The organism is Micromonospora sp. NPDC048887 (assembly GCF_040649715.1).
GTDB lineage: Bacteria > Actinomycetota > Actinomycetes > Mycobacteriales > Micromonosporaceae > Micromonospora.
In genome coordinates this window covers 18505-42033 of sequence record NZ_JBEZGA010000028.1, presented here as the reverse complement: position 1 = coordinate 42033, position 23529 = coordinate 18505, and the positions used below count along the sequence as shown (strand labels likewise).

Annotated in this window: 18 protein-coding genes; 8 read left to right on the top strand and 10 right to left on the bottom strand. The window is 73.5% G+C overall.

Going from position 1 to position 23529, the window contains the following annotated elements:
• The first annotated feature begins 236 nt into the window (after positions 1-236).
• Both AB0C17_RS28465 and AB0C17_RS28460 read left to right on the top strand, forming a co-directional pair.
• On the top strand, positions 237-1901 hold the full coding sequence (locus AB0C17_RS28465; protein WP_357471789.1) for a family 10 glycosylhydrolase: 1665 nt from the start codon (positions 237-239) through the stop codon (positions 1899-1901).
• Between the two features lie 161 nt (positions 1902-2062).
• A complete protein-coding gene (locus AB0C17_RS28460; protein ID WP_357389729.1) occupies positions 2063-2605 on the top strand; it encodes a phospholipase in 543 nt (180 codons plus the stop codon).
• 55 nt (positions 2606-2660) lie between these two features.
• On the opposite strand, the gene AB0C17_RS28455 is transcribed toward AB0C17_RS28460, so the two are convergent.
• The gene (locus tag AB0C17_RS28455) at positions 2661-5477 is read right to left on the bottom strand and encodes an adenylate/guanylate cyclase domain-containing protein (protein WP_357389727.1); all 2817 of its coding nucleotides are present in this window, start codon (positions 5475-5477) and stop codon (positions 2661-2663) included.
• Between the two features lie 155 nt (positions 5478-5632).
• Positions 5633-5848: a zinc ribbon domain-containing protein gene (locus AB0C17_RS28450; RefSeq protein ID WP_357389725.1), complete on the bottom strand. Its 216-nt coding sequence runs from the start codon at positions 5846-5848 to the stop codon at positions 5633-5635.
• A 38-nt stretch (positions 5849-5886) separates the two neighbouring features.
• On the opposite strand from AB0C17_RS28450, the gene AB0C17_RS28445 reads away from it, so the two are divergent.
• The 3 genes from AB0C17_RS28445 (at position 5887) to AB0C17_RS28435 (ending at position 11679) form a co-directional block, all read left to right on the top strand.
• Positions 5887-7233 (top strand): murein transglycosylase, encoded by a 1347-nt coding sequence (locus AB0C17_RS28445; RefSeq protein ID WP_357481283.1) that lies wholly within the window; start codon positions 5887-5889, stop codon positions 7231-7233.
• A gap of 67 nt (positions 7234-7300) precedes the next feature.
• Positions 7301-8317: a GNAT family N-acetyltransferase gene (locus AB0C17_RS28440; RefSeq protein WP_357481286.1), complete on the top strand. Its 1017-nt coding sequence runs from the start codon at positions 7301-7303 to the stop codon at positions 8315-8317.
• A 92-nt stretch (positions 8318-8409) separates the two neighbouring features.
• Entirely contained in the window at positions 8410-11679 is a 3270-nt protein-coding gene (locus AB0C17_RS28435; RefSeq protein ID WP_357471785.1) for a lamin tail domain-containing protein, read from the top strand.
• 32 nt (positions 11680-11711) lie between these two features.
• Here the strand turns inward: AB0C17_RS28435 and AB0C17_RS28430 are convergent, their stop codons facing one another.
• From AB0C17_RS28430 to AB0C17_RS28405, 6 genes are all read right to left on the bottom strand, one after another.
• Complete coding sequence (locus AB0C17_RS28430; RefSeq protein WP_357389719.1) at positions 11712-12284, bottom strand: helix-turn-helix transcriptional regulator; 573 nt, start codon at positions 12282-12284, stop codon at positions 11712-11714.
• Positions 12285-12760: 476 nt separating this feature from the next.
• Positions 12761-13744: a porphobilinogen synthase gene (gene hemB, locus AB0C17_RS28425; RefSeq protein WP_357389717.1), complete on the bottom strand. Its 984-nt coding sequence runs from the start codon at positions 13742-13744 to the stop codon at positions 12761-12763.
• 14 nt (positions 13745-13758) lie between these two features.
• Positions 13759-15339 (bottom strand): uroporphyrinogen-III synthase, encoded by a 1581-nt coding sequence (locus AB0C17_RS28420; RefSeq protein WP_357389715.1) that lies wholly within the window; start codon positions 15337-15339, stop codon positions 13759-13761.
• Positions 15336-16322, bottom strand: a complete 987-nt coding sequence (gene hemC, locus AB0C17_RS28415) for a hydroxymethylbilane synthase (RefSeq protein WP_357389712.1) — start codon at positions 16320-16322, stop codon at positions 15336-15338. The genes AB0C17_RS28420 and hemC overlap by 4 nt, the downstream gene beginning before the upstream one ends.
• Complete coding sequence (locus AB0C17_RS28410; RefSeq protein ID WP_357389710.1) at positions 16319-17692, bottom strand: glutamyl-tRNA reductase; 1374 nt, start codon at positions 17690-17692, stop codon at positions 16319-16321. The genes hemC and AB0C17_RS28410 overlap by 4 nt, the downstream gene beginning before the upstream one ends.
• Entirely contained in the window at positions 17689-18459 is a 771-nt protein-coding gene (locus tag AB0C17_RS28405) for a redox-sensing transcriptional repressor Rex (RefSeq protein ID WP_357389708.1), read from the bottom strand. Before AB0C17_RS28405 ends, AB0C17_RS28410 begins: the two co-directional genes overlap by 4 nt.
• A gap of 390 nt (positions 18460-18849) precedes the next feature.
• Here AB0C17_RS28405 and AB0C17_RS28400 point away from each other — a divergent pair, with 390 nt between their 5' ends.
• Both AB0C17_RS28400 and AB0C17_RS28395 read left to right on the top strand, forming a co-directional pair.
• Entirely contained in the window at positions 18850-20154 is a 1305-nt protein-coding gene (locus AB0C17_RS28400; protein ID WP_357389706.1) for a sensor histidine kinase, read from the top strand.
• Between the two features lie 87 nt (positions 20155-20241).
• Positions 20242-20898 (top strand): response regulator transcription factor, encoded by a 657-nt coding sequence (locus AB0C17_RS28395; protein WP_357389704.1) that lies wholly within the window; start codon positions 20242-20244, stop codon positions 20896-20898.
• A gap of 9 nt (positions 20899-20907) precedes the next feature.
• Here the strand turns inward: AB0C17_RS28395 and AB0C17_RS28390 are convergent, their stop codons facing one another.
• Positions 20908-21549 (bottom strand): HAD hydrolase-like protein, encoded by a 642-nt coding sequence (locus tag AB0C17_RS28390; protein WP_357389737.1) that lies wholly within the window; start codon positions 21547-21549, stop codon positions 20908-20910.
• Positions 21550-21573: 24 nt separating this feature from the next.
• Complete coding sequence (locus AB0C17_RS28385) at positions 21574-21828, bottom strand: glutaredoxin family protein (protein ID WP_013288752.1); 255 nt, start codon at positions 21826-21828, stop codon at positions 21574-21576.
• Positions 21829-22536: 708 nt separating this feature from the next.
• Here AB0C17_RS28385 and AB0C17_RS28380 point away from each other — a divergent pair.
• The gene (locus AB0C17_RS28380) at positions 22537-23508 is read left to right on the top strand and encodes an ECF subfamily RNA polymerase sigma factor, BldN family (RefSeq protein ID WP_357389702.1); all 972 of its coding nucleotides are present in this window, start codon (positions 22537-22539) and stop codon (positions 23506-23508) included.
• Positions 23509-23529 lie beyond the last annotated feature (21 nt).

Genomic DNA, 23529 nt, shown 5'->3' with positions numbered 1-23529 from the left:
CGGTCTGTGACCGGGGGAGCTACCCAGCCGTTTTCCACCCCAATCCCGTACGCCAGGTATCGGAATCGTCACGATCCGGTCGATCGCACGGAGCCGGACATCGATCGGCCGTCCAGGTCTTGCGCCGGGCACGGATAGATGAAAGTTTCCTACCGGAGGCATGGGTGTATCGGCGAATCTTGCCGCAACGCCCGCCCCCGACTGTCCCCCCGGACCCGACGAAGGGACCGCACCGCATGAAGGCAACTCGGCTCGGAGCCGCCGCGCTGGCCGCGGCGTTGCTCGGCACGCTGGTCGCCGGCACGCCGGCGCAGGCCGCACCCGACGACAACGGCACCGCCACTTCCCCCTCCACCGACTGCGTCACCGACCCGGCCACCCCCAAGCGCCAGTTCCGGGCCATGTGGATCGCCTCGGTGACGAACATCGACTGGCCCAGCAAGGGCTCCTGGACCGCGCCGGACCAGGTGGCCAAGCAGAAGGCCGAATACCTGGCCTGGCTGGACCTGGCGCAGAAGCTCAACCACAACGCCGTCGTGGTCCAGGTCCGCCCGACCGCCGACGCGTTCTGGCCCTCGCCGTACGAGCCGTGGTCGGAGTACCTGACCGGCGTACGCGGCAAGAACCCCGGCTGGGATCCGCTGGACTTCCTGGTCGCCGAGTCGCACAAGCGCAACCTGGAGTTCCACGCCTGGTTCAACCCGTACCGCGTCTCCATGCCCGCGCCCGGCGGCGCCGGCGCCGACCTGTCGCAACTGGCCCCGGACAGCCCGGCCCGCCAGCACCCCGACTGGGTCTTCGCCTACCCGCCCGCCGGCGTCGCCGGCAGCCGGCTCTACTACAACCCCGGCGTCCCCGAGGTCCGCGAGTTCGTCCAGACCGCGATGATGGACGCGGTCAAGCGGTACGACATCGACGGCGTGCACTTCGACGACTACTTCTACCCGTACCCGAGCGGCACCCACCAGGTGCCCGACGACGCCACGTTCGCGGCGTACAACAGGGGCTTCACCGACAAGGCCGACTGGCGGCGGGACAACATCAACCTGCTGATCCAGGAGATGAACGCCAAGATCAAGGCGGTCAAGCCGTATGTGAAGTTCGGCGTCAGCCCGTTCGGCATCTGGCGCAACGCGTCGGCCGACCCGAACGGCTCGGACACCACCGGCTCGCAGTCGTACGACATCATCTCCGCCGACTCCCGCAAGTGGGTCAAGGAGGAGTGGATCGACTACATCGTGCCGCAGCTCTACTGGTACATCGGCCAGTACCCGGCCGCCGACTACGCCCGCCTGGTGCCGTGGTGGGCCGAGCAGGTGCGCGGCACGCGGGTGCAGCTCTACATCGGCCAGGCCGACTACAAGAGCGGTGACCCGGCGTACGGGTCGTTCTGGATGAACCCGCAGGAGCTGTCGAACCACCTGACGCTCAACCGGTCGTACCCGGAGGTGCTCGGCAACGTGCACTTCTCCGCGGTGCAGGTCCGGGCCAACCGGCTCGGCGCCACCGACATCTACGCGGCCGAGCACTACTCCCGCCCGGCGCTGGTGCCCACCATGACGCACCTGCCGCGCAAGCCGCTGCTGTTCCCGGTGGTCACCAAGGCCCAGCGGGAGGCGGACGGGGTACGCCTGAGCTGGCGGCAGCCGGCCGACGGCAAGGGCCCGCTCGGCACCGCCGCGTCGTACGCGATCTACCGGTTCGACGGGCACGGCCTGGCCGGGCGCTGCGACTTCGCGGACGCCTCGCACCTGGTCGGCACCGTGCGAGCCACCGACGACGCGGTGCAGTCCTGGGTGGACACCACGGCGGCCGACGGCGCGAAGTACACCTACTACGTGACCGCGCTGGACCGGCTGGCGAACGAGAGCCCGGCGAGCCCGCCGCGCTTCGTGCGCTGATCTCCACCGGATGCCCCCGGGCCGCCTCGCCGGCCCGGGGGCATTCGTCTGTTTGGGCGGATGCCAGCGAGCCGTTCCCCGGAACATCGTCGCAGCTCATCGGCTTGATCGACACTTGTCGACATCCGGAGATCCCGGACGCCACCCATGCGGAGGTTCCCGTGTCCCGTCGCCTCGCCACCACCCTCGCCGCCGCAACACTCGCCCTGCTCACGGCACTCAGCCTGGCCGCACCGGCCGCCGCCGCGGTGAGCACCGAGCAGAAGCTGTCCGTCCTGACCAGCTGGACGCAGACCAGCGCGTCCAGCTACAACGCCTGGAACAGCGCCCGGCAGAACCGGTCGCCCTGGACCGACTACGGCTTCGACTGGTCCACCGACTACTGCTCGTCCAGCCCCGACAACCCGATCGGGTTCAACTTCAAGCTCTCCTGCTACCGCCACGACTTCGGCTACCGCAACCACAAGGCCATGGGCGTCTTCTCCGCCAGCAAGTCCCGGTTGGACAACGCCTTCTACGCCGACCTGAAGCGGGTCTGCGCCACGTACAACGCGGTGGTCCGGCCCGCCTGCTACAGCCTCGCCTGGACGTACTACCAGGCGGTGAGCGTCTTCGGCTCGGTCGCTGCCGTGTCGCGGGCCGACCTCGACCGCGCCGCCCGGATGAAGGCCGAGGCCGAGCGCCGCGCCGCCGCGCGCGCCTGACGGATGGGGAGCCCGCCGCCCGGCGGGCTCCCGCACGGCCGCTCAGCGGCCCGGCTCAGCCCGCCGTGCTGCGCGGCTCGAACGCCGGCCACGAACCCGGCTTCCGCCCGCCGAACCTCGGCGAGTCGGCCGCCATGTCCGGGTGCTCCACGTGCAGCGCGAGCGCCGCCACCTCGTCCAGCCGCAGCCCCGCACCGGCGCCGTACGCGGCGTCGAACGCCTCGTCACCGAGCACCCGCCGCAGCTCCGTCTGCCGGGCCGACCAGTACGGGCCGTATATCCCCGGCGTGGCCCGCAGGTTCGCCCGGGTGGCCTGCGCCGCGCCGAACAGCCGGGCCGCTGACAACGCGTCCCCGGCGAGCGCGCAGCGCACCGCTATCGCGTTTATCGTGTCGCATGCCCGGCCCAGGTAGCCGTGGCTCATCCGGGACCGCAACGCCACCAGCAGGTGCTCGTGCGCGGCGACCAGATCGCCCCGGGCCAGCGCCACCATGCCGAGCAGCATGTCCACCGAGCGTCCGCCCCGCTCGGCCGGCCGGGACGCCTCGACCGGGCGGGCCGCGGCCAGCAGGTCGGCCGCCTCGTCCAGCGCGCCCCGGCGCCAGAGCAGCTCGGAGAGGTTGTAGACGGCCAGCAGCGCGTCACCCACCACGTCCTGCGCGTACGCCCAGTCGATCACCTCGCGGCAGATCCGCTCCGCCTCGGCGAACTGCCCCATGTCGACAAGCGGCGCCGCGCGTCCGGCCAGCACCCGGGCCAGCAGCCCCCGGTCGCCGGACTGCCGGGCGGCCGCCTCGGCCCGCTGCGAGTACCGCAGCTCCTCGCCGAACTCGCCGTCCGCGCCCGCGTGCAACGAGTGCATGTGGTACGCGGCGGCCAGTTCGGCGTCCGGCATCACCTCGCCGGTCTCGGCCAGCCGGCCGTAGAGCCGGAACAGCCAGAGCCGCCCCTCCCGGGCCAGCCCGCGCTCCCGCCACCACTGGTCCAGGTCACCCGCGAGCGACAGGCCCGACCGCGCGCTGCCGCCGGTGGCGCACCAGCGCAACGCGGCCCGCAACTCGTTCGCCAGCGGGTCGAGCGCGTACAGGGAGAGCGTCACCGGGCGGCCGTCCGGCCCCAGGTGCGCCCGGTCCAGCGCGTGCCGGCACCAGGCGACGTGCCGGTCCCGGGCGCTCTGCTCCTCGCCCGCCTCGATCAGCCGCCGGGCCGCGTACGCCCGGATCGGGTCGAGCATCCGGTACGTGCTGCCGGAGGCGTGCGGCTCGGCCAGCACCATCGACTTGTCCACCAGCACCGAGAGCGGGTCGAGTGGGTCCTCGTCGAGCAGCCACTGCACGGTGGGCAGGTCCACCGGGCCGGCGAACACCGCCATCCAGCGCAGCAGCCGGGCCGAGCGCGCGCCCAGCGTCCGGTACGACCAGGTCACAGTGGCCTGGATGGTCAGGTGCCGCTCACTCGCCGAACGCTGCACTGCCCGGCTCGCCGGGGTGGGCGGGGCGGCGCCGGTCGCGGCGGCCACCAGGTCCACCGTGTCCTGCTGGTTGCCGCTCCAGCCCGCCTCCACCGGCGGCGGCTCCGCCGTCTCCCGGCCGGCGTCGAGCGTGCCCAGCATGTCGTCCAGCCGCTCGGCCAGCTGGCCGACCGAGAGCACCCGCAGCCGGGCCGCGGCCAGCTCTATGGCCAGCGGCAGCCCGTCCAGACGGCGTACCACCCGGTGCAGGTCGGCCTGCTCGGCCGGCTCCGGTGCCCGTCCGCCCCGGGCCACGGCGGTGCGGTCCAGCAGCAGCGCCACCGCGTCGCTCCCCCCGCCGTCGGGGCCCTCGTCCACCGACAGCGGCGGGATCCGCCACACCACCTCGCCGGGTACGCCGAACGACTCCCGGCTGGTCGCCAGCACCCGCACCCCCCGGCCGCCGGCCAGCAGCCGGCTGATCACGTCGGCCGACGCGGCGGTCTGGGCGTCGCAGGTGTCCAGCAGCACGAGCATCCGGCGCGGCGCCGCGTACTCGACGAGGGTGTCGACCATCGGCCGGCCCGGCTCCGGGCGGAGGCCGAGCACGGCGGCGATCTCGAACGCCACGAGCCCCGGGTCGGTCACCGCGGCGATGTCGACGAACCAGACGCCGTCCGGGTAGTCCTCGACGATGCCGGAGGCCAGCTCCACCGCCAGCCGGGTCTTGCCGGCGCCGCCCGCGCCGAGCACCGTCACCAGCCGGTACGCCTCGACCAGCCGGCCAAGCTCGGCGCGCTCGGCCTGCCGGCCGACGAACGAGGTGACCTGGGTGGGCAGGTTGTGCGCTGTCGCGTCGGCGGTACGCGGGCGCGGGAACCGCCGCTCCAGCCCCGGCGCGACGAGCTGGAACAGCCGCTCCCGGTCGTCGAACCCGCGCAGCCGGTGCAGACCGAGGTCCAGCAGGGACACCCCGTCCGGCAGCGGGTCGGCGTGCCGGGCGGTGGCGGCCGAGCAGAGCACCTGCCCACCGTGTGCGGCGGCGGCCACGCGGGCGGCCCGGTGCACCTCGGGGCTGGCGTACTCGCCGTCGCGGGGCTCGGCGTAGCCGGTGTGCAGCCCCATGCGTACCCGTGGGGTGGCGTCCGGGTTGGGCCAGTCGTGATCGGAGAGCGCCCGCTGCGCGGTCAGGCAGGCGCGGACCGCGGCGGCGGCGTCCGGGAACGCGAGGAAGAACGAGTCCCCCTCGGTCAGCAGCTCCGCGCCGTCCGTGCCGGCCAGGGTGTCGCGCAGCAACCGCCGATGCTCGTGCAGCACCGGACGGTAGACCGGGCCGAGCATCCGGGCCAGCCGTGTCGAGCCCTCGATGTCGGTGAACACGAAGGTCACCCACCCGCTGGGGAGGTGGTGTCCTTTGGACATACGTCGAACCTCCGCCCGGTGACGTCGGGTTCATGCTGCCCTATGGTCGTGCCGTCACGCATCGTGAGAACGGCTGGGCAGATTCCGCCCCAAGGTGCCAAAAGATCACACCGGCGGCAAGACCCCGATCGACACGCGGGACGGACGACGGAAAGTCAGCAACCGCAGGAGCCGCCGCAGCAACCACCACCGCTGGGAATCCCACCACTCGGGGCGGCGCCGCCCCGGCCGGTGACAGCCACGGTGGACAGCAGTTTCACCGTGTCGGCGTGGCCCTGCGGGCAGGTGGCCGGCCGTGCGGCCTGCGCCATCGGACGATTGACCTCGAAGGTGTCGCCGCAGGCGCGGCAACGGAACTCGTACCGGGGCATGACCCAAGCGTACGGCCGGGCCTGACGTCGTCACTCCGATGGGTGATACTCGACGGGTGGTGGACGGCGAACGGCGAGCGACGGCCCGGCCCCTGCGACCCGCCGCGCCACCCGACGACGGCACCCGGTCCATCCCGCGTCCACGCCGCGAGCGGAAGCCCCTTCCCCCGGAGCCGCCCGCCGACCCGGCCCGCGACGCGGACGCCGCGGCCGGAACGAGCACGGCGGCCGAAACGGGTGCGGCGGTCGACGCGGGGGCCGGTGCGAAGCCGGGCGAGAAGCCGCAGCCCGAACCACACGCGAAGGCGGACGCCGAGCCCGGGTCGAACGACGAGCGTGAGCAGCCGGCCACCGAAGCGGCGGCCGAGGCCGGGGCCGGGGCGGTAACGGCAGAGGCGGCGGCGAAGGCCGGGACGGCGGCCGAGGCCGGCGGGCGACGACGGCGGATGCCGTTCGCGCACGCTGTCCGGGCGCGTCCCCGGCAGGTCGCTGTCGGCGCGGCCCGGGCCACCCGCGCCTGGTCCCGGCGGCCCGGCGGCCGCACCGCGATGCCCGCGCTGTTCCTGCTCGCGCTGGTCGCCGCCGCCGCCACGGCCGGCGCGGTGGTCGTCCCGGCGGCGGTCGGCCGGCCGGAGCCGGTCGCCGACGCCACGCCGTCGCAGAGCGTGCCGCAGACCGCCGCCGCGCCCGCCACACCACCGTTGCCGGACCTGACCGGGTTGCCCGGCGGCGCCGTACCGACCGGCACGCCAGTGCCCGGCACGCCACTGCCCGGTGCGACCACCGCCCCGGTGCTGCCGGCCGGACGCCCCGCCGACGCGCTCACCGGCTGGGCGCAGCGGGTCAGCGCGGTGACCGGCGTCCCCGTGGTGGCGCTCCAGGCGTACGCGTACGCCGAACTGGTGCTCGCCCAGACCAACCGTGGGTGCCAGCTGAGCTGGACCACGCTGGCCGCCATCGGGTACGTCGAGTCGCGCCACGGCGCGGCGAACGGCGCCACGCTGCAGGCCGACGGCCGGGCCCTGCCGGAGATCAAGGGAGAGCCGCTCGACGGGCAGGGCGGCCGGTCCCGGATCCTCGACACCGACCAGGGGCTGCTCGACGGCGACCGGGTCCACGACCGGGCGCTCGGCCCGATGCAGTTCATCCCGACCACCTGGCAGGAGATCGGTGCGGACGCCGACGGCGACGGGGTGAAGAACCCGCACGACATCGACGACGCGGCGCTGGCCGCCGGGCTCTACCTGTGCAAGGGCGGCCGGAACATGACCATCCCGGGCGACTGGTGGGGCGCCATCCTGTCCTACAACGATGTGCGTCGGTACGCCCAGGCCGTCTTCGACAAGGCCGACGAGTACGGCAGGCTCAGCCGCAACGTGAGGTGACGGCTCGCGTACATTCGCGGACTGAACCCTTCCCCCCGGCTGCCGTTGACGGCAAGCTAGACGGGTGATGGTGCGCGAGTGGGATCCCAGGACCGCGTCGTCCGCCGAGATCGCGTCCCTGCTGGACACGCTGAACGCGGTCCTGGCGGCCGATCTGCCGCAGGATCCGCCTTGGCGGGAGAGCTCCATGCGGGAGTATCTGTCCGAGGTGATGCCCGGCGAGCGGCGGATCTCGTGGGTCGCGCAGGACGACGCCGCCCCGGACGGCACGGCCGGTGCGATCCTCGGGCATGTGCACGTGCTGCTGCTCGGCGGTATCGGCGTGCTCGAGGTGCTGGTGCACCCGGCGGTCCGGCGCAGCGGGATCGGCCGTGAGCTGGTGCGGGTGGCCGCCCGCCGGGTCTGGGACGAGGGCTTCCAGTCGATCGGCGTGGAGGTGGTCGGCGACACCCCGGCCGTCGGGTTCTACGAGTCGCTTGGCTTCACCCGCGACTACGTGGAGACCCGCAGCGTGCTCGACCTGCATTCGGTGGACTGGCCGGCGCTCACCGAGATGGCCGCCGGGCTCGGCGCGGGCTACCGCGTGGAGTTCTGGCCGGGTGGCCCGCCGGACGAGCTGATCGAGGCGTACGCGCGGGCCAAGGCCGAGGTGCGCGACTCCGACGACGTGGAGCTGCGGCCCAGCTCCTACGACCCGGACCGGCTGCGCGACAGCCTCGCCACGCTGCACCGGCGCGGCATGAAGCCGTACATCGTGCTGGCGCTGCACGAGCAGACCGGCGAGGTGGCCGGGTTGACCGAGGTGGTCGTGCCGGCGCAGCACCCGACCCGGGCCGACCAGTACGACACGATTGTCGTCCACGATCACCGCGGCTACGGCATCGACCGGGCCATCAAGGCGCGGATGCTGCTGGAGCTGCGCTCGGCCGAGCCCGAGGTGATCGAGGTGCAGACCTGGAACGCGCAGGACAACGAGTCGATGCTGAAGGTGAACGCCGAGTTGGGCTACCGCCCCGACCGCGACTGGTGCGAATACGGTGTGGACGTCGCCGAGCTGGTGCACCGGCTGGACAGTCATCGCTGATCGTTCATCGGCCGGTCATCGACAGGGCTGGACGGCGCACCCACGAGAGCCTTAACGTTCGTTAGTTCATGTCCACCCATCGTGGAGGCCCCATGCGCCCGCGCCGCACCCTCGCCGCGCTCGCGACCACCGCCGCCGTCACCCTCACGGCGATCGCTGTCGCGCCCACCGCGGCCAGCGCCGCGCCCACCGACCTGTTCATCTCCGAATATGTCGAGGGGTCGTCCAACAACAAGGCCGTCGAGCTGTACAACGGCACCGGCGCACCGATCGACCTGGCCGCCGGCGGCTACCAGCTCCAGCTCTTCTTCAACGGCGCCACCACCTCGACGAACGTGGCCCTGACCGGGACCGTCGCCGCCGGTGACGTGTTCGTCTTCGCCGCCGCGTCGGCCGGCCCGGCGATCCTCGCCCAGGCCGACCAGACGTACTCCGGTTCGCTGTTCAACGGCGACGACGCGATAGTGCTGCGCAAGGGTGACGCGGTGGTCGACTCCCTCGGCCAGGTCGGCGTCGACCCGGGCACCGAGTGGGGCAGCGGGCTGACCAGCACCGCGGACAACACGCTGCGCCGCCTGCCCTCTGTGACCGCCGGCGACACCGACCCGGCGGACCCGTTCGACCCGGCCGCGCAGTGGGCCGGCTTCGCCACCGACACCTTCGACGGGCTGGGCAGCCACACCGTCGGCGGCGGCCCGGCCGACCAGCCACCCACGGTGGCCTGCGGCGGCGCGCTGACGCTGTCGGCGGGTGCCACCGCGACCCGCGAGGTGACCGCTACCGACGCCGACGACACGGTCACCGACCTGGCTGTCACCTCGGTCGTGCCGGTGCCGGCGAGCGGCTCGATCAGCCGTACCGCGTTCACCCCGGCGACCGGGGACGGCGGCACGGCCACCGCGACGCTCACCGCCACCGGCCTGCCGGCCGGCGGCTACGCGGTCACCGTGACCTCCACCGACGACGAGGGCGACACCGCCACCTGCACGCTCACCGTGCAGGCCACGAGCGTGCTGTCGATCGGCGAGGTGCAGGGCCGCACCGCCGACGACGAGGACGGCCGCACCGACCGGTCGCCGCTCGCGCCGGCCAGCGGCAACGGCACCAGCTCCACGCTGTACGACGTACGCGGTGTCATCACCGGCATGTCGCTGACCCGCAGTTCCGCCGGAGCCGACCAGTGGGGCTTCTACCTCCAGAGCCGGCTCGGCACCTCCGACGGCGACCCGCTGACCTCCGACGGCCTGTTCGTCTTCATGGGCTCGTTCACCACGCTGATCGGCGGGTACGCCCCGACCGTCGGTGACGAGGTCGTGCTGCGCGGGCGGGTCTCCGAGTACTTCAACCAGACCCAGCTCTCCGGCGCCTCGCTGGTCCGCAAGCTCGACTCCGGCCTCGACGTGGACACCGTCGTCCGGGTCGACGACGCGATCCCGCCGGCCGAGGCGGCCGCCGCCGACCTGTTCTGGGAGCGGCACGAGGGCGAGCGGATGCGGGTACGCGCCGGCAGCGGCGTCTCCGCGCCCCGGCACATCTACTCCTCCACCGCCGACTCCGAGATCTACGTGCTGGACCGCGAGGACCCGATCATGAAGCGGTCCGACCCGTACGCCCGCCGGGTGTTCCGGGACGCCCACCCGCTCGACGACATCCCCGGCACGCTCTTCGACAACGGCAACAACCAGCGGATCCTGCTGGGCGCCGGTGGCGTGAAGGCGACCGCCGGTGACTCCCGGGCGCTGCTGCCCGAGGCGCGCACCTTCGACACGCTCACCGAGGACGCCTACGGCTCCGTCTCGTACGCGTTCAGCAAGTACAGCGTGCAGCCCGAGCAGCTCACCCTGACCGGTGGCACGGACCCGGCCGGAAACCACCCGCCGCAGCCGGCCGACCGCGGCAGTGAGGTGGCGATCGCCACCTACAACGTGGAGAACCTGTACGACTACCGGGACGACCCGTTCGACGGCTGCGACTTCGCCGGCAACACCGGCTGCCCCGGCGTCAACCCGCCGTTCGACTACGTGCCGGCGAGCCCGGAGGCGTACGCGGCGAAGCTGGCCGTGCAGGCCCGGCAGATCGTCAACTCGCTGCACAGCCCGGATCTGATCCTGGTGCAGGAGGCCGAGGACCAGGACATCTGCTCGGTGGTCGACGGCGCACTGGCCTGCGGCGACGCCGACAACGCCGACGGCGCGCCGGACACGGTGCAGGAGCTCGCGCTGGCCATCGCGGCGAACGGCGGCCCGGCCTACGCCGCCGCGTACGACCGGACCGGCGCGGACGCCCGGGGCATCGCCTCGGCGTTCCTGTACCGCACCGACCGGCTGACGCTCGCCCAGGCGACCGCCACGGACCCGCTGCTGGGCTCCGCCCCGACCGTCCAGTACCGCTCGGCGGCGCTGCCCGCGAACGCCGAGGTGCAGAACCCGAAGGCGTTCAACGCGGTGCTGCCGGCCGACGTGGACCGGTCGACCGGGGTGGACGGCAGCAACGTCTACACCCGCGCCGCGCAGGTGGCCCGGTTCACGGTCAAGGCCGCGCCCGGATCGAGCGAGCGGTTCACGCTCTGGGCGGTCGCCAACCACTTCTCGTCCGGGCCGGACAGCCGGGTCGGGCAGCGCCGCGAACAGGCCGCGTACGGGGCGGCGATCGTGCAGGCGGTCGAGGCGAGCGACCCGGACGCCCGGGTGGTCTACGGCGGGGACCTGAACGTCTTCCCCCGCCCCGACGACCCGATCGCCACCGCACAGAACCCGATCCCGTCGGACCAGCTCGCCCCGCTGTACGAGGCCGGGCTGCACAACCTCTGGGACGACCTGGTGGCGGACGCGCCCGCGTCGGCGTACTCGTACACCTTCAGCGGCCAGGCGCAGACGCTGGACAACCTCTTCGTCAACGACCCGATGCACAAGGACCTGGTGCAGGTACGGACGGCGCACGTCAACGCCGACTACCCCACCGACGCGCCGGAGCTGGGTGACCGGGGCGCGAGCGACCACGACCCGCAGGTGGCGCGGTTCCGGTCGCGCGCCTCGCTGCGGGTTGCGGACACCTCGGTCGTCGAGGGCGACAAGGGCACCCGCGCGATGACGTTCACCGTCACCGTGTCCCGCCCGCTCTCCGAACCGGCCCTGATCTGCGCGGCCACCTACGGCAGCACCGCCCTGGCCGGATCGGACTACGACCCGTACGTGGGCTGCCGGTTGCTGGCCGCCGGCCGGACCTCGCTGGAGTTCCCGGTCACCGTGCGCGGCGACCGCAAACGCGAGGCGGACGAGAAGCTCACGCTGTACGTGACCGGGGTGCCGGGCCTGCGGCTCGTCGACCCGTCCGGCGTCGGGACGATCCTGAACGACGACTGAGCGGTGTTCCGCGCGGCGGCCCGTCGATCCCCTCATGGGCGGATCGGCGGGCCGCCGCGGTATCCGCACCGCTGCGGGTCGGGCGGGGGCGGCACGTTCCGGTACTTGGCCACCCGTACCTCCCACTGGCTGCGGCGGCGCAGCCAGTCCCGGACCTCCCGGTTGCGGTAGAAGGTCTCCGGCGGGCGGGCCAGCCCGTACCGGTCGGCCCACCACTCTCCCGGCTCCGGGTCGGTGACCACGTCGAGGTGGGATGGGTACCGCCGGTCCGCGCCGTCACGCAGGTCGGCCCGGTCACGCATGGGCTTGAGCACCCGGCCGGCCTCGTCGACGACCACGAGCCGGAAGCCGGCCGTGCCCACGATGCGCGACAGCATGGCCAGGCTGGGCGTCAGGTTGCCCGCCTCGATCCGCCCGATCGTGCTGGGATGCACCCGGGCGAACCGGGCCAGCTCGCGTTGACTGGCATCGGCCCGGCGACGTACCGCCCGGACGATCCCCGGTGCCGGAAACGGGACGTCGAACGGCTCGGTGAGCAGCGCCGGCCCGCCGTCTCCCGCCGTAGCGGCGGACGCCCGCGGCTCGCTGTCGGCGATGTCTGTCACGCCGCCCACGGTCCCGTCTCCCCCACCGGCCGGGCAACCCCGCTCCCCGCCCCTGTGGAAAACCCGGGATGCGACGTCCGAACCCGCTCCGGCGCCGACCGTCGCCACACACAGAGGGTAACGCTCACTCAGCGTTAAGCGCGCCACCAAAACGAGCGATCCGGCTGCGGCACAAACAAGACTTGAGCGGACATAATACTCGCGTTCGCCGCCGGAGATAGGACCACTTCACCAGACTTTGCTCTGCAGCCACCGAGGCAGCGCTCACGATTCGTGACGGTTGCGCCCATGGCTGCAGAGCAAAGTCGGCGCGGGGTTGGGTGTCCTGCCGCCCGAAAGAACACGCTCAGTTACCACTTTGGGATGTGGACAGCGGCGACCACAACGAGGGGTGAAACCGGAGCACCGGCGAGGCGAGCCCGCCGCTGCCGCACGTGCCGGCAGCAGAGGGGCGGGCGACGCCGGCCGAGCGGCGGTCAGTAGCGCTGGCGCAGCAACTGGGCGGCCTCGACGGCCCAGTAGGTGAGGATGATCTGGGCGCCGGCCCGCCGGATCGAGGTGAGCGTCTCCAGCATCACCCGCTCCCGGTCGATCCAACCGTTAGCGGCCGCGGCCTCGACCATCGCGTACTCGCCGGAGACCTGGTAGGCGGCGACCGGGACGTTCACGGCGGCCCGGACCGCCGACACCACGTCGAGGTAGGGCAGCGCCGGCTTGACCATCACCATGTCGGCGCCCTCGGCCACGTCCAGCTCGACCTCGCGCAGCGACTCGCGCAGGTTCGCCGGGTCCTGCTGGTAGGTGCGCCGGTCCCCCTCCAGCGCGGACTCCACCGCGTCGCGGAACGGGCCGTAGAAGGCGGAGGCGTACTTCACCGCGTACGCGAGCACCGAGACGTCCTGGTGCCCGGCGGCGTCGAGCGCCTTGCGGACCACGCCGACCTGGCCGTCCATCATCCCGGACGGCCCGACCACGTGGACCCCGGCGGCGGCCTGGGCCACCGCCATGTCGGCGTACGCGGCGAGCGTGGCGTCGTTGTCGACCCCGCCGTCGGGGGTGAGCAGGCCGCAGTGCCCGTGCGAGGTGAACTCGTCCAGGCACAGGTCGCTCATCACCACAGTCGAGTCGCCGACCTCGGCGATCACGTCCCGGATCGCCGTGTTGAGCACGCCGGCCGGGTCGAGGCCACCGGAGCCGGTCTCGTCCCGCGTCGCCGGCACCCCGAACAGCATGATCCCGCCGACCCCGGCCTGGACCGCCTCGGCGGCGGCCTTGCGCAGCGAGTCCCGGGAGTGCTGGAGCACCCCCGGGAGCGACGCGATCGCCCTCGGCTCGGTCAGCCCCTCCTTGACGAACATCGGCACGACCAGCTCGGCCGGGTCGACGCGGGTCTCGGAGACCAGCCGCCGCACGGCCGCGTTGCGGCGCAGCCGGCGGGGCCGGATCTCGGGGTACGGCATGACGGGGCCTCCTGTCAGCGGAACCGCAGGGCGGTCGGGCCCTGCACCTTGGAGCCCCGGCGCTGCTTCGCCGGCATCGCGGCGAGCTTCTCCCGCAGCTCGACGGCGTAGGCGGCGAGCGCCTCCACCAGGTCGGGCACCGAGGCGTGCGGCGGCTGCACGTCGACGCGCAGGCCGAACTCGGTGGCGGTCTCCGCAGTCTTGGGCCCGATCACTGCAACAACCGTCCGCGCATGCGGCTTCCCGGCGATACCGACGAGGTTCCGCACGGTGGAGGACGAGGTGAACAGCACCGCGTCGAACCCGCCCGACTTGATCGCGTCGCGGATCTCGGCGGGCGGCGGGGCCGCCCGCACGGTCCGGTACGCGGTCACGTCGTCGACCTCCCAGCCCCGCTCGGTGAGGCCGGCGGCCAGCGTCTCGGTGGCGATGTCGGCGCGCGGCAGCAGCACCCGGCCGACCGGGTCGAGGATCTCGTCGTGCGGCGAGAACTCGGCCAGCAGGCCCTCGGAGGACTGCTCCCCGGAGGGGATCAGCTCCGGCTGGATACCGAAGGCGCGGACCGCCTCGGCGGTGGCGTCACCGATGCAGGCGATCTTCACGCCGCCGAAATGGCGGGCGTCAAGGCCGTGCTCGGCGAACTTCTCCCACACCGCCCGGACCGCGTTCACCGAGGTGAAGATGACCCAGGCGTAACGGCCGTCGACCAGGCCCTTCACCGCCCGCTCCATCTGCGCGGGGGTACGCGGCGGCTCGACCGCGATGGTCGGCACCTCGCACGGGATCGCCCCGTACGCGCGCAGCCGTGCGCTCATCACGCCGGCCTGCTCCTTGGTGCGGGGCACCAGCACCTTCCAGCCGTACAGCGGGCGGTTCTCCCACCAGCTCAGCTTGTCGCGGTCGGTGACGGCCGCGCCGACGGTGAGCACCACCCGGCCGGTGAAGCCGAGTGCCGCCGCGACGAAGGAGTCGACAGTCGACGTGGTGGTGTACTGCGTCTCGCCGGTGCCGTCGCCGGTCACCCCGACCGCCGTGGTGCCGTCGACCCCGGCGGCCAGCAGGCCGTCCCGGACGGCGGCCAGGTCACCGGCGTCCACGGCGAGCGCCAGCGAACCCCGCCCGACGGCGGTGGCGAGCGCCTCGAAGTCCAGCGCGGTGACGTCCTCGATGTCGGCGGCGGTGCGTACGCCCGGCAGCGGGACACCCGCGTAGGTGGCCACGCCCTCGGCCTGGCCGACGCCCGGCACCACCTCGAAGTGCGCGGCGGTACGGGCGACCGCCTGCACCTCCTTGACCACCGAGTCGTGGCCGAACGGGTCACCGGCGACGAGGTGCACGGCGTTCTGCCCGGACCGGGCCGCGGAGATCAGCACCTTCGCCACGTCCCCCGGTACGCCCTCGGCGGGACTGAACTCGGCGTCGGGCCGGGCCTGGGCGCGGACGTGCGCCAGGAGCGACTCGGGTACGCCCCGGTCGTAGACCACCTGGTCGGCCTCGACCAGGGCGTCCAGCGCCCGGCGGGTCAGCAGGCCCGGGTCGCCGGGACCGGCCCCGACGAATGCGATCTGGCCGACGGGCTTACGGGTGCGGGTCATTCTGTGCTCCCAAGTTGCTGGGTCCTCGGGCCGGCCTGAGCGTCCTGGCCGAGGATCGAGTCGGCGCCGAGTTCGAGGAGTTCGGCGGCGAGTGCCTTGCCGATCTCCGCCGCGTCGGCGGGCGTTCCGGTGCGGGACAGCCGGAGGTCACGCGTACCGTCCGGGCTGATCACCGCACCGCGCAGGTAGATCTCCTGATTCACGTCGCCCTCGTCGGTGGGCTCGCCTTCGGCGAGGACGGCGTACGCGGCCACGGGTGCGCTGCACCCTGCCTCCAGGGTGGCCAGCAGCGCCCGTTCCGCGATGACCGCGGCGCGGGACGGTGCGTGGTCGAGCAACGCGAGCAGCTCGATCACGTCCTGGTCGTCGGCCCGGCACTCGACGGCCAACGCACCCTGGGCGGGCGCGGGCAGCATGAGCATCGGGTCGAGCGTCTCGGTGATGACGTCGGCACGGCCGATCCGGTTGAGCCCGGCGCGGGCCAGCACGACGGCGTCGAGGTCGGCGTCCGGACCGAGCACCCGGGCCACCCGGGTGTCGATGTTGCCCCGGATCGGGGTGACCTCCAACTGCATGCCCAGCGCGTGCAGCTGGGCGATCCGGCGCAGCGCGCCGGTGCCGACGCGGGCACCGGGCGGCAGCTCGGCGAGCGTACGGCCGTTCGTCGCCACCAGCGCGTCGCGCGGGTCCTGCCGGGGCGGCACGGCCGCGACGTGCAGGCCGGGTGCCGCCGCGGTGGGCAGGTCCTTGTACGAGTGGACGGCGAAGTCGATCTCACCGGCGGTCAGCGCGTCGCGCAGCGCGGAGACGAACACTCCGACGCCGAGCCGCTGCACCGGGGCGGTGGACCGGTCGCCGGCGGTCACCACCTCGACCAGCTCGACCGGGCGGCCGGTGGCCGCAGTGAGGGCCTCGGCGACGTGGCCGGACTGGGCCATCGCCAGGGCGCTGCCCCGGGTACCGAGGCGAAGGGGGGCGGTCATCGCGCACCTCCGGTGGGCGGGACGTCGGCGGCGTCGAACGACGGCCGGCCGTCGAGGTCGGTGGTGACCACGTCGGGGACGGTGTCGACCGGGGACGTCTGCGGGACGTCCAGGTCGAACAGTTCGCGCAACAGCGCCGCGTACTGGTCGCCGCCGGGCTCGGCGGCGAGCTGGCGGACCCGTACGGTCGGCTGGTGCAGCAGCCGCTGCACGACCCGGTGCACGGTGCGGGCTACCTCGGCGCGCTGGTCCTCGCTGAGGTCGGGACGGCGCTGGCCGAGCCGGCGCAGCTCGGCGGTGACGACGTCCTCGGCCCGGCCGCGCAGGGCGGCCACCGTCGGCGCGACGTCGGCGCCACGCAGCCAGCTCAGGAACGCCTCGACCTCGCCGGCCACGATCCGGGCCACCTCGGCGGCGTCGGCGGCGGCCGGTCCGTCGGCGAGCACGGCGGCCATCCGGTCGATGTCGATCACCTCGACGCCGGGCAGCTCGGCGACGCCGGGCTCGACGTCGCGCGGGACGGCCAGGTCGAGCAGGACCAGCGGGCCCCGGTCGGCGTCCCGGTGGGCCAGCGCCCGGGTCACCACGTCGCGGGTGAGCACCGGCTCGGTGGCGGCGGTGGCGGCGACCACGACGTCGACGGCGGCGAGCGCGGTGATCAGCTCGGCCATCGGCACGGCGGACGCGCCGTACGACTCGGCGAGCCGGACGGCACGGGCGGCGCCCCGGTTGGTCACGGTGAGCGGGCCGGCGCCCAGCCGGGACAGCGTGGCCACGCCCAGCGAGCCCATCGCACCGGCGCCGACCACCATGGCGGGCCGGCCGGTCAGGTCGCCGTCGAGCAGCTCGGCGGCGAGGTCGAGGGCGGCGGTGACGACGCTCTGCCCGGCCCGGTCGATGTTGGTCTCGGCGTGCGCGCGCTTGCCGACCCGCAGCGCCTGCTGCATCAGCTCGTGCAGCAGCCGGCCGGCGGAGTCGGCGCCACCGGCGGAGTGGTAGGCGTCGCGGAGCTGGCCGAGGATCTGCGCCTCGCCCACCACCATCGAGTCGAGACCGGCGGCCACCCGGAAGACGTGGTCCACCGCCGCGGCGTCGTAGTGCACGTAGAGGTGCGGGGCGAGCGCCGCCGGCTGGCAGCCGGCCTGGTCGGCCAGGACCGCGCAGATGTCGCCGAGCCCGCCGTGGAACCCGGAGACGGCGGCGTAGACCTCCACCCGGTTGCAGGTGGAGACCAGGACGGCCTCGGCGACGTACGGCTGGGCGATCAGGCGGTCCAGCGTGCGGGTGAGATCGGCGGGCGGGACGGCCAGTTGTTCCAGGGTGGCGACCGGGGCGGTGCGGTAGGACGCGCCGACGACGAGCAGTTTCACGTGCCGATCGCCTCCTGGGTCTCGGTTGCCGCGAGTCCGCCGGGCAGGGCGGTGAGGGCGGACCCGCCGGTGGCGGGGAGCGCGGTCAGCGACGCCTTGCGGTGCTCGTGGAAGGACAGGATCTGCAGCTCGATGGCGAGGTCGACCTTGCGCACGTCGACCCCGTCCGGAACCGAGAGTACGCAGGGCGCGAAGTTGAGGATGCTCGTCACGCCGACGGCGACCAACTGGTCGGCGACCGCCTGGGCGGCCGGGGCCGGGGTGGCGATGACGCCGATCGAGATCGACTCCTCGGCGACGATGTCGGGCAGCTCGTCGACGTGCCGTACGACCAGGCCGTTGATCTCCTCGCCGACGCGGGACCGGTCGGCGTCGACCAGCGCGGCGATGCGGAATCCGCGGTTGGCGAAGCCGTCGTAGCCGGCCAGGGCGTGACCGAGGTTACCCACGCCGACGAGCGCGACGGCCCGGCACTGGGTGAGCCCGAGCACAGAGGAGATCTGGTCGATCAGCAGCGCGACGTCGTAGCCGACCCCCCGGGTGCCGTACGAGCCGAGGTGGGACAGGTCCTTGCGGAGCTTCGCGGAGTTGACGCCGGCGGCGTTCGCGAGGCCCTCGCTGGACACCGTCTCGTGCCCGGAGTCGGCGAGCGCGTGCAGCGCACGCAGGTATTCCGGGAGCCGGGACACGGTCGCCTCGGGCAGGTCCGGAAGCGCCGGTATGGCACCGGTGCGATCGGGCGCGCCTGGTTGACGGTGCTGGCTCATGAGACTCCGTGCGGTGCGATCCTCGACCAGCGACGGGGGCCGGTCGTTTCGGGACTCCCGCTGGCGACCGAGATTGCCGGCTGTGCTAGCAGGGCGCGTCGGAACTACAGAGTAGGTGTTTGTGAAGGGGTGCACAAATCGCGATCTTGAAAGCTCGCGACGCGCCTTCACCTGCCCCTCCATTCCCGCAAGATCGATCAACCGCGTCCGTCGGCGGCGCGTGGCGATTATTGCTCATTCCAGACTTCTCTGACCAATCGCGCGCGGGTCGTAGCGCTCCGTGACCGGCGCGGCGAGGCGAGTCTCACGTTTTCGAGTAGGGAGAACCCCACCCCGAAGAGGCCCGCGTGCGGGATGGGTCGGCGGGGCACGCGCCCATAGCCTCGAACCATGACCGCCGTACCACTGGCCACCGCGCCCACACCGCTGTCCCCCGTTCACGGGCTCCTGCGCCGCCTCGCCCGCGACTCCACCTACGTACTGGTGGGTTTCCCGCTGGCGATCGTCAGCTTCGTGCTCGCGGTGGTGGGGATCGCACTGAGCGCCGGGCTGCTGGTGACCACGCTCGGACTGCCGATCCTCGCCGGCTTCCTCTACGCGGCCCGGGGACTGGCCGACATCGAGCGGCTCCGGCTGGCCGGGGTGCTGGACCGGCCCCGGGTACGCCCGGTCTACCGCACGCCGGAGCCGGGCGCGCGGTTCTGGCGGCGGGTGTTCACCCCGATCCGGGACGCGCAGTCGTGGCTCGACCTGCTGCACGCGTTCGTCCGGCTGCTGGTGGCGGTGCCCACGTTCGTGCTGCTGGTGGTCTGGTGGGTGCTGGCGCTGGGCGGCACGCTCTACATCACCTACGACTGGGCCATCCCGCGCGGCGTCGACGACCAGGACCTGAGCCAGCTCCTCGGGATGGGTGACGGCGCGGGGGCGCGGATCACGCTGAACACCGCTATCGGGCTGTTCGCCCTGTTCACGCTTCCGCTGGTGGCGCGCGGCTGCGCCCGGCTCCAGGCCGGGCTGGCGTACTCGCTGCTCACCGGCGTGGCCGAGATGCGGCAGCGGATCATCACGCTGGAGGAGCAGAAGCGGGCCGCCGCCTCGGCCGAGGCGGTCGCGCTGCGCCGCCTGGAACGCGACATCCACGACGGCCCGCAGCAGCGGCTGGTCCGGCTCGCCATGGACCTCGGCCGGGCCCGCCACCAGCTCGCCGCCGACCCGGAGGCGGCCCGGCAGACGCTCGACGAGGCGGTCGCGCAGACCCGGGAGACGCTCGACGAGCTGCGCGCCCTGTCCCGGGGCATCGCGCCGCCGATCCTGGTCGACCGGGGCCTGCCCAGCGCGCTCGCCGCGCTCGCCGCCCGCGCCCTGGTGCCCACCGAGCTGACCGTGGACGACGACCTGGGCACCGCCGCCGGGCGGCTCGACCCGGGGCTGGAGAGCACCGCGTACTTCGTGGTGGCCGAGGCCCTGACGAACGTCTCGAAGCACAGCCGGGCGACCGCCTGCCGGGTGGAGGTCACCCGGAAGGTGGGCCGGCTGGAGATCACCGTCGCCGACGACGGCGCGGGCGGCGCGCACCTGGCCAAGGGGCACGGGCTCAGCGGCATCGCCGACCGGGTCCGGGCGGCGGGCGGCACGCTGGCGGTGGAGAGCCCGGCCGGCGGCCCGACCCGGATCCACGCCGAACTGCCGAGGTGAGCCGGGCCGCCGCGCGTGACGCGGCGCGCGCCCGGCATCCGGGCCGCCGGGCGGGTGCCGGGTCGGGGCGTGATAGACACCGGACCCATGCGGGTGGTGATCGCGGACGACGCCGTACTGCTCCGGGAGGGGCTGGTCCGGCTGCTGACCGAGTACGGGCACGAGGTGGTGGCGGCCGTCGGTGACGGTGTCGCGCTGGTCGAGGCGGTGGTGGCGCACCGGCCCGACGTCTCGGTGGTGGACGTGCGGATGCCGCCGTCACACACGGACGAGGGGCTGCGCGCCGCGGTGGAGGCCCGCCGCCGGGTGCCGGGTACGCCGATCCTGGTGCTGTCCCAGTACGTCGAGGTGTCGTACGCCGACGACCTGCTGGACACCGCGGGCGGGACCGGCGGCGGGATCGGCTACCTGCTCAAGGACCGGGTCGCCGCGATCGACGAGTTCCTGGACGGCCTGGCCCGGGTGGCCGCCGGCGGCACGGTGCTCGACCCGGAGGTGATCAGCCAGTTGCTGGTCCGGCGGCGGCGCGACGACCCGCTGGGATCGCTGACCCCGCGCGAGCGCGAGGTGCTGGCGCTGATGGCCGAGGGCCGCTCGAACACCGCCATCGCGCGGACGCTCGTGGTGAGTGACGGCGCGGTCGAGAAGCACGTCCGCAACATCTTCACCAAGCTCGACCTGCCCCCGGACGCGACCACCCACCACCGCCGCGTCCTGGCCGTCCTGGCCCACCTGCGCGCCTGACCGGGCCGGTCAGGCCAGCGTGCGGGCCAGTGTCACCGCGTCGGTGAGCGTGTCGGCGGCCGGGTGGCCGCTGTCGCGCAGCCGGTCCGGGTCGGAGAGGCCGCCGGTGTAGAGGACGCAGCGGGCGCCGACCGAGGCGGCCGCGTCGGCGTCGTCGAGCGAGTCACCGATCAGCACCACCTCGTGCCCGCCCAGCCCCAGCTCGGCCAGGTGCTTCTCCAGCCACTCGGCCTTGTGCCCGCCGCCGACAGTGGCGCGCAGCCCGTCCACCCGGCGGAAGTGCGGGGTCAGCCCGTACGTGTGCACGGTCGGCACCAGCTCGTCGTGGAACCACATGGACAGCAGGGACTGGCTGCCCTCCCACGCCTCGATCGCGGCGGTGGCGTCGGCGGCCAGGGCGCAGGTGGTGAGCCCGGCCCGGTACGCGTCGTGGAAGACCCGGTCCAGCGTCCCGAACGACTCGGCGTCCACGGCCCGGCCGAGCATCTCGGCGTAGTAGTCGGCGATCGGCCGCCGGAACCGCACCCGGTGCTCGGCCGCGGTGACCGCCGGCCCGCCGGCGCTGGCGAAGGCGACGTTGGTGGCCCGGACCACCAGGTCGAGGTCGTCGAGGAGCGTTCCGTTCCAGTCCCACACGAGGTGGCGTCGCATACCCGTCACCCGAGCACTCTAAGGCTAGAGCTGCGGCGTGGTCAGATCGCGCAGCAGCCGGTCCTCCTCGACCCGCCAGTAGCCGTGCTCCTTGCCGTCGAGCAGCACCACCGGCAGCCGGTCGCCGTAGTCGCGCTCCATCTCCAGGTCGCCGGTGACGTCCCGCTCCACCCAGCGGTCGCCGGTGACCGCCACCACCCGGTCGAGCGCGGCCTTCGCGTCGTCGCACAGGTGGCAGCCGGGCCGGGTGATCAGGATGAGCCTCGGGTCACTGGACATCGGTTACCTCCGTGCGGATCTCGGTCGGCGGCGCCGGCGACGGGACGCGGGCGCCGGGCGCGGCTCGGCCTTGCGCGCCTTCCCGGTCGCCGGGTGCGGCGGGCTGCCGACGAACTCGACTGCGGTCGGGCACTCGAACCGGGCCAGGTTACGCGCGCGGCGGGCGCGCCGTGTCCGCCGGGCCATGCCGGACACGCCCGCCGGGTCCCCCGCACGGGACTGCAATTGCCGTAGCGTGGGATTCCCTGCCACGGGACGAGGATCTCCACAGGTGTCCGGCGGACAGCCCGAGATGAGCCCACCGCACCACCCCCGCGACACGCCGAGCGAAAAGAAAATCGGCTCCGACCAGGACTTTCCACTGCGGACCAGGTTCCGGCGCGAAAGTCAACCACGCGCGACGGACAACCGGTCCGCCATGTGTGCGACCTGGCGGGAAATACTTCCGCTCTGTGTAACGGACTTGCCACGCGTGGGTGACGTTGGCCCTATCATCACTCGGGTCGGCTCACCCCATTTGCCGTGAGTCGACACCCCTCAGCCCGAGGAGGCCCCCGTGCCGTTGAGCGCATTGGACCAGCACCTCAAGGGGATCTGCCGCGCGTCGGCACGTCCCGACCCGGCCGTGCCCGACCGGGTGCCACCCGGTCCTCCGGCGCCACCATGGCCCGCGGCACGGTCACTGTCCGCTCGGACCGGGGAGGCGCGGTGACCACCTTCGGGTACGCCGAACGACCATCCGGTGTCACCGGCCCGGCCCAGCGCAACCCGCTCAACGAGCGCGCCGACCCCGGCCCCCGGGGCGCCGACGGCCAGCTCGCGGTCCGCGGCGAGGGCTGGCGGGCACGCAGCCGCACGCACCACACGAACGAGGCGCCACCGAGACCCGCGGCGCCCGGCGGCAACGCGAAGCCCGCGACCGGCCGCCTGGGCAGCCCGACCCGCCCGGCCATGCCCGCCCAGGCGCGACGCGGCGACGCGGCGACCGGGAGTGAGCCGTCCGCCGCCGAGACCGCGATCCTGCCGGCGGTGACCACAGGCGACACCGCCGTCCTGCCGGCCGTGCCGGCCGCCGCGCCCACCACCGGCTTCCCCAGCCGCCCCGACCCGTCCGACCCGGCGACCGAGGTGTGGACGCTCGTCGAGCGCGCGCAGGCGGGCGAGTCCGAGGCGTTCGGGCTGATCTACGACAGGTACGTGGACACCGTCTTCCGGTTCGTCTACTTCCGGGTCGGCAACCGCCAGCTCGCCGAGGACCTCACCTCCGACACGTTCCTGCGGGCGCTCAAGCGGATCGGCAGCTTCACCTGGCAGGGGCGCGACCTCGGCGCCTGGCTGGTCACCATCGCCCGCAACCTGGTCGCCGACCACTTCAAGTCCGGGCGCTACCGGCTGGAGGTCACCACCGGTGACGTCCTGGACGCCGACCGGGAGGACCGCGGGCCGGAGGGCAGCCCGGAGGCCGCGGTGGTGGAGCACATCACCAACGTCGCCCTGCTCACCGCCGTCAAGCAGCTCAACCCGGAGCAGCAGGAGTGCATCGTGCTGCGTTTCCTCCAGGGCTTCTCGGTGGCCGAGACGGCCCGCGCCATGGGCAAGAACGAGGGCGCCATCAAGGCCCTCCAGTACCGGGCGGTCCGGGCGCTGGCCCGGCTGCTGCCCGACGGTTTCCACTCCTGACCTGTCGTACCCTCCCGGCGC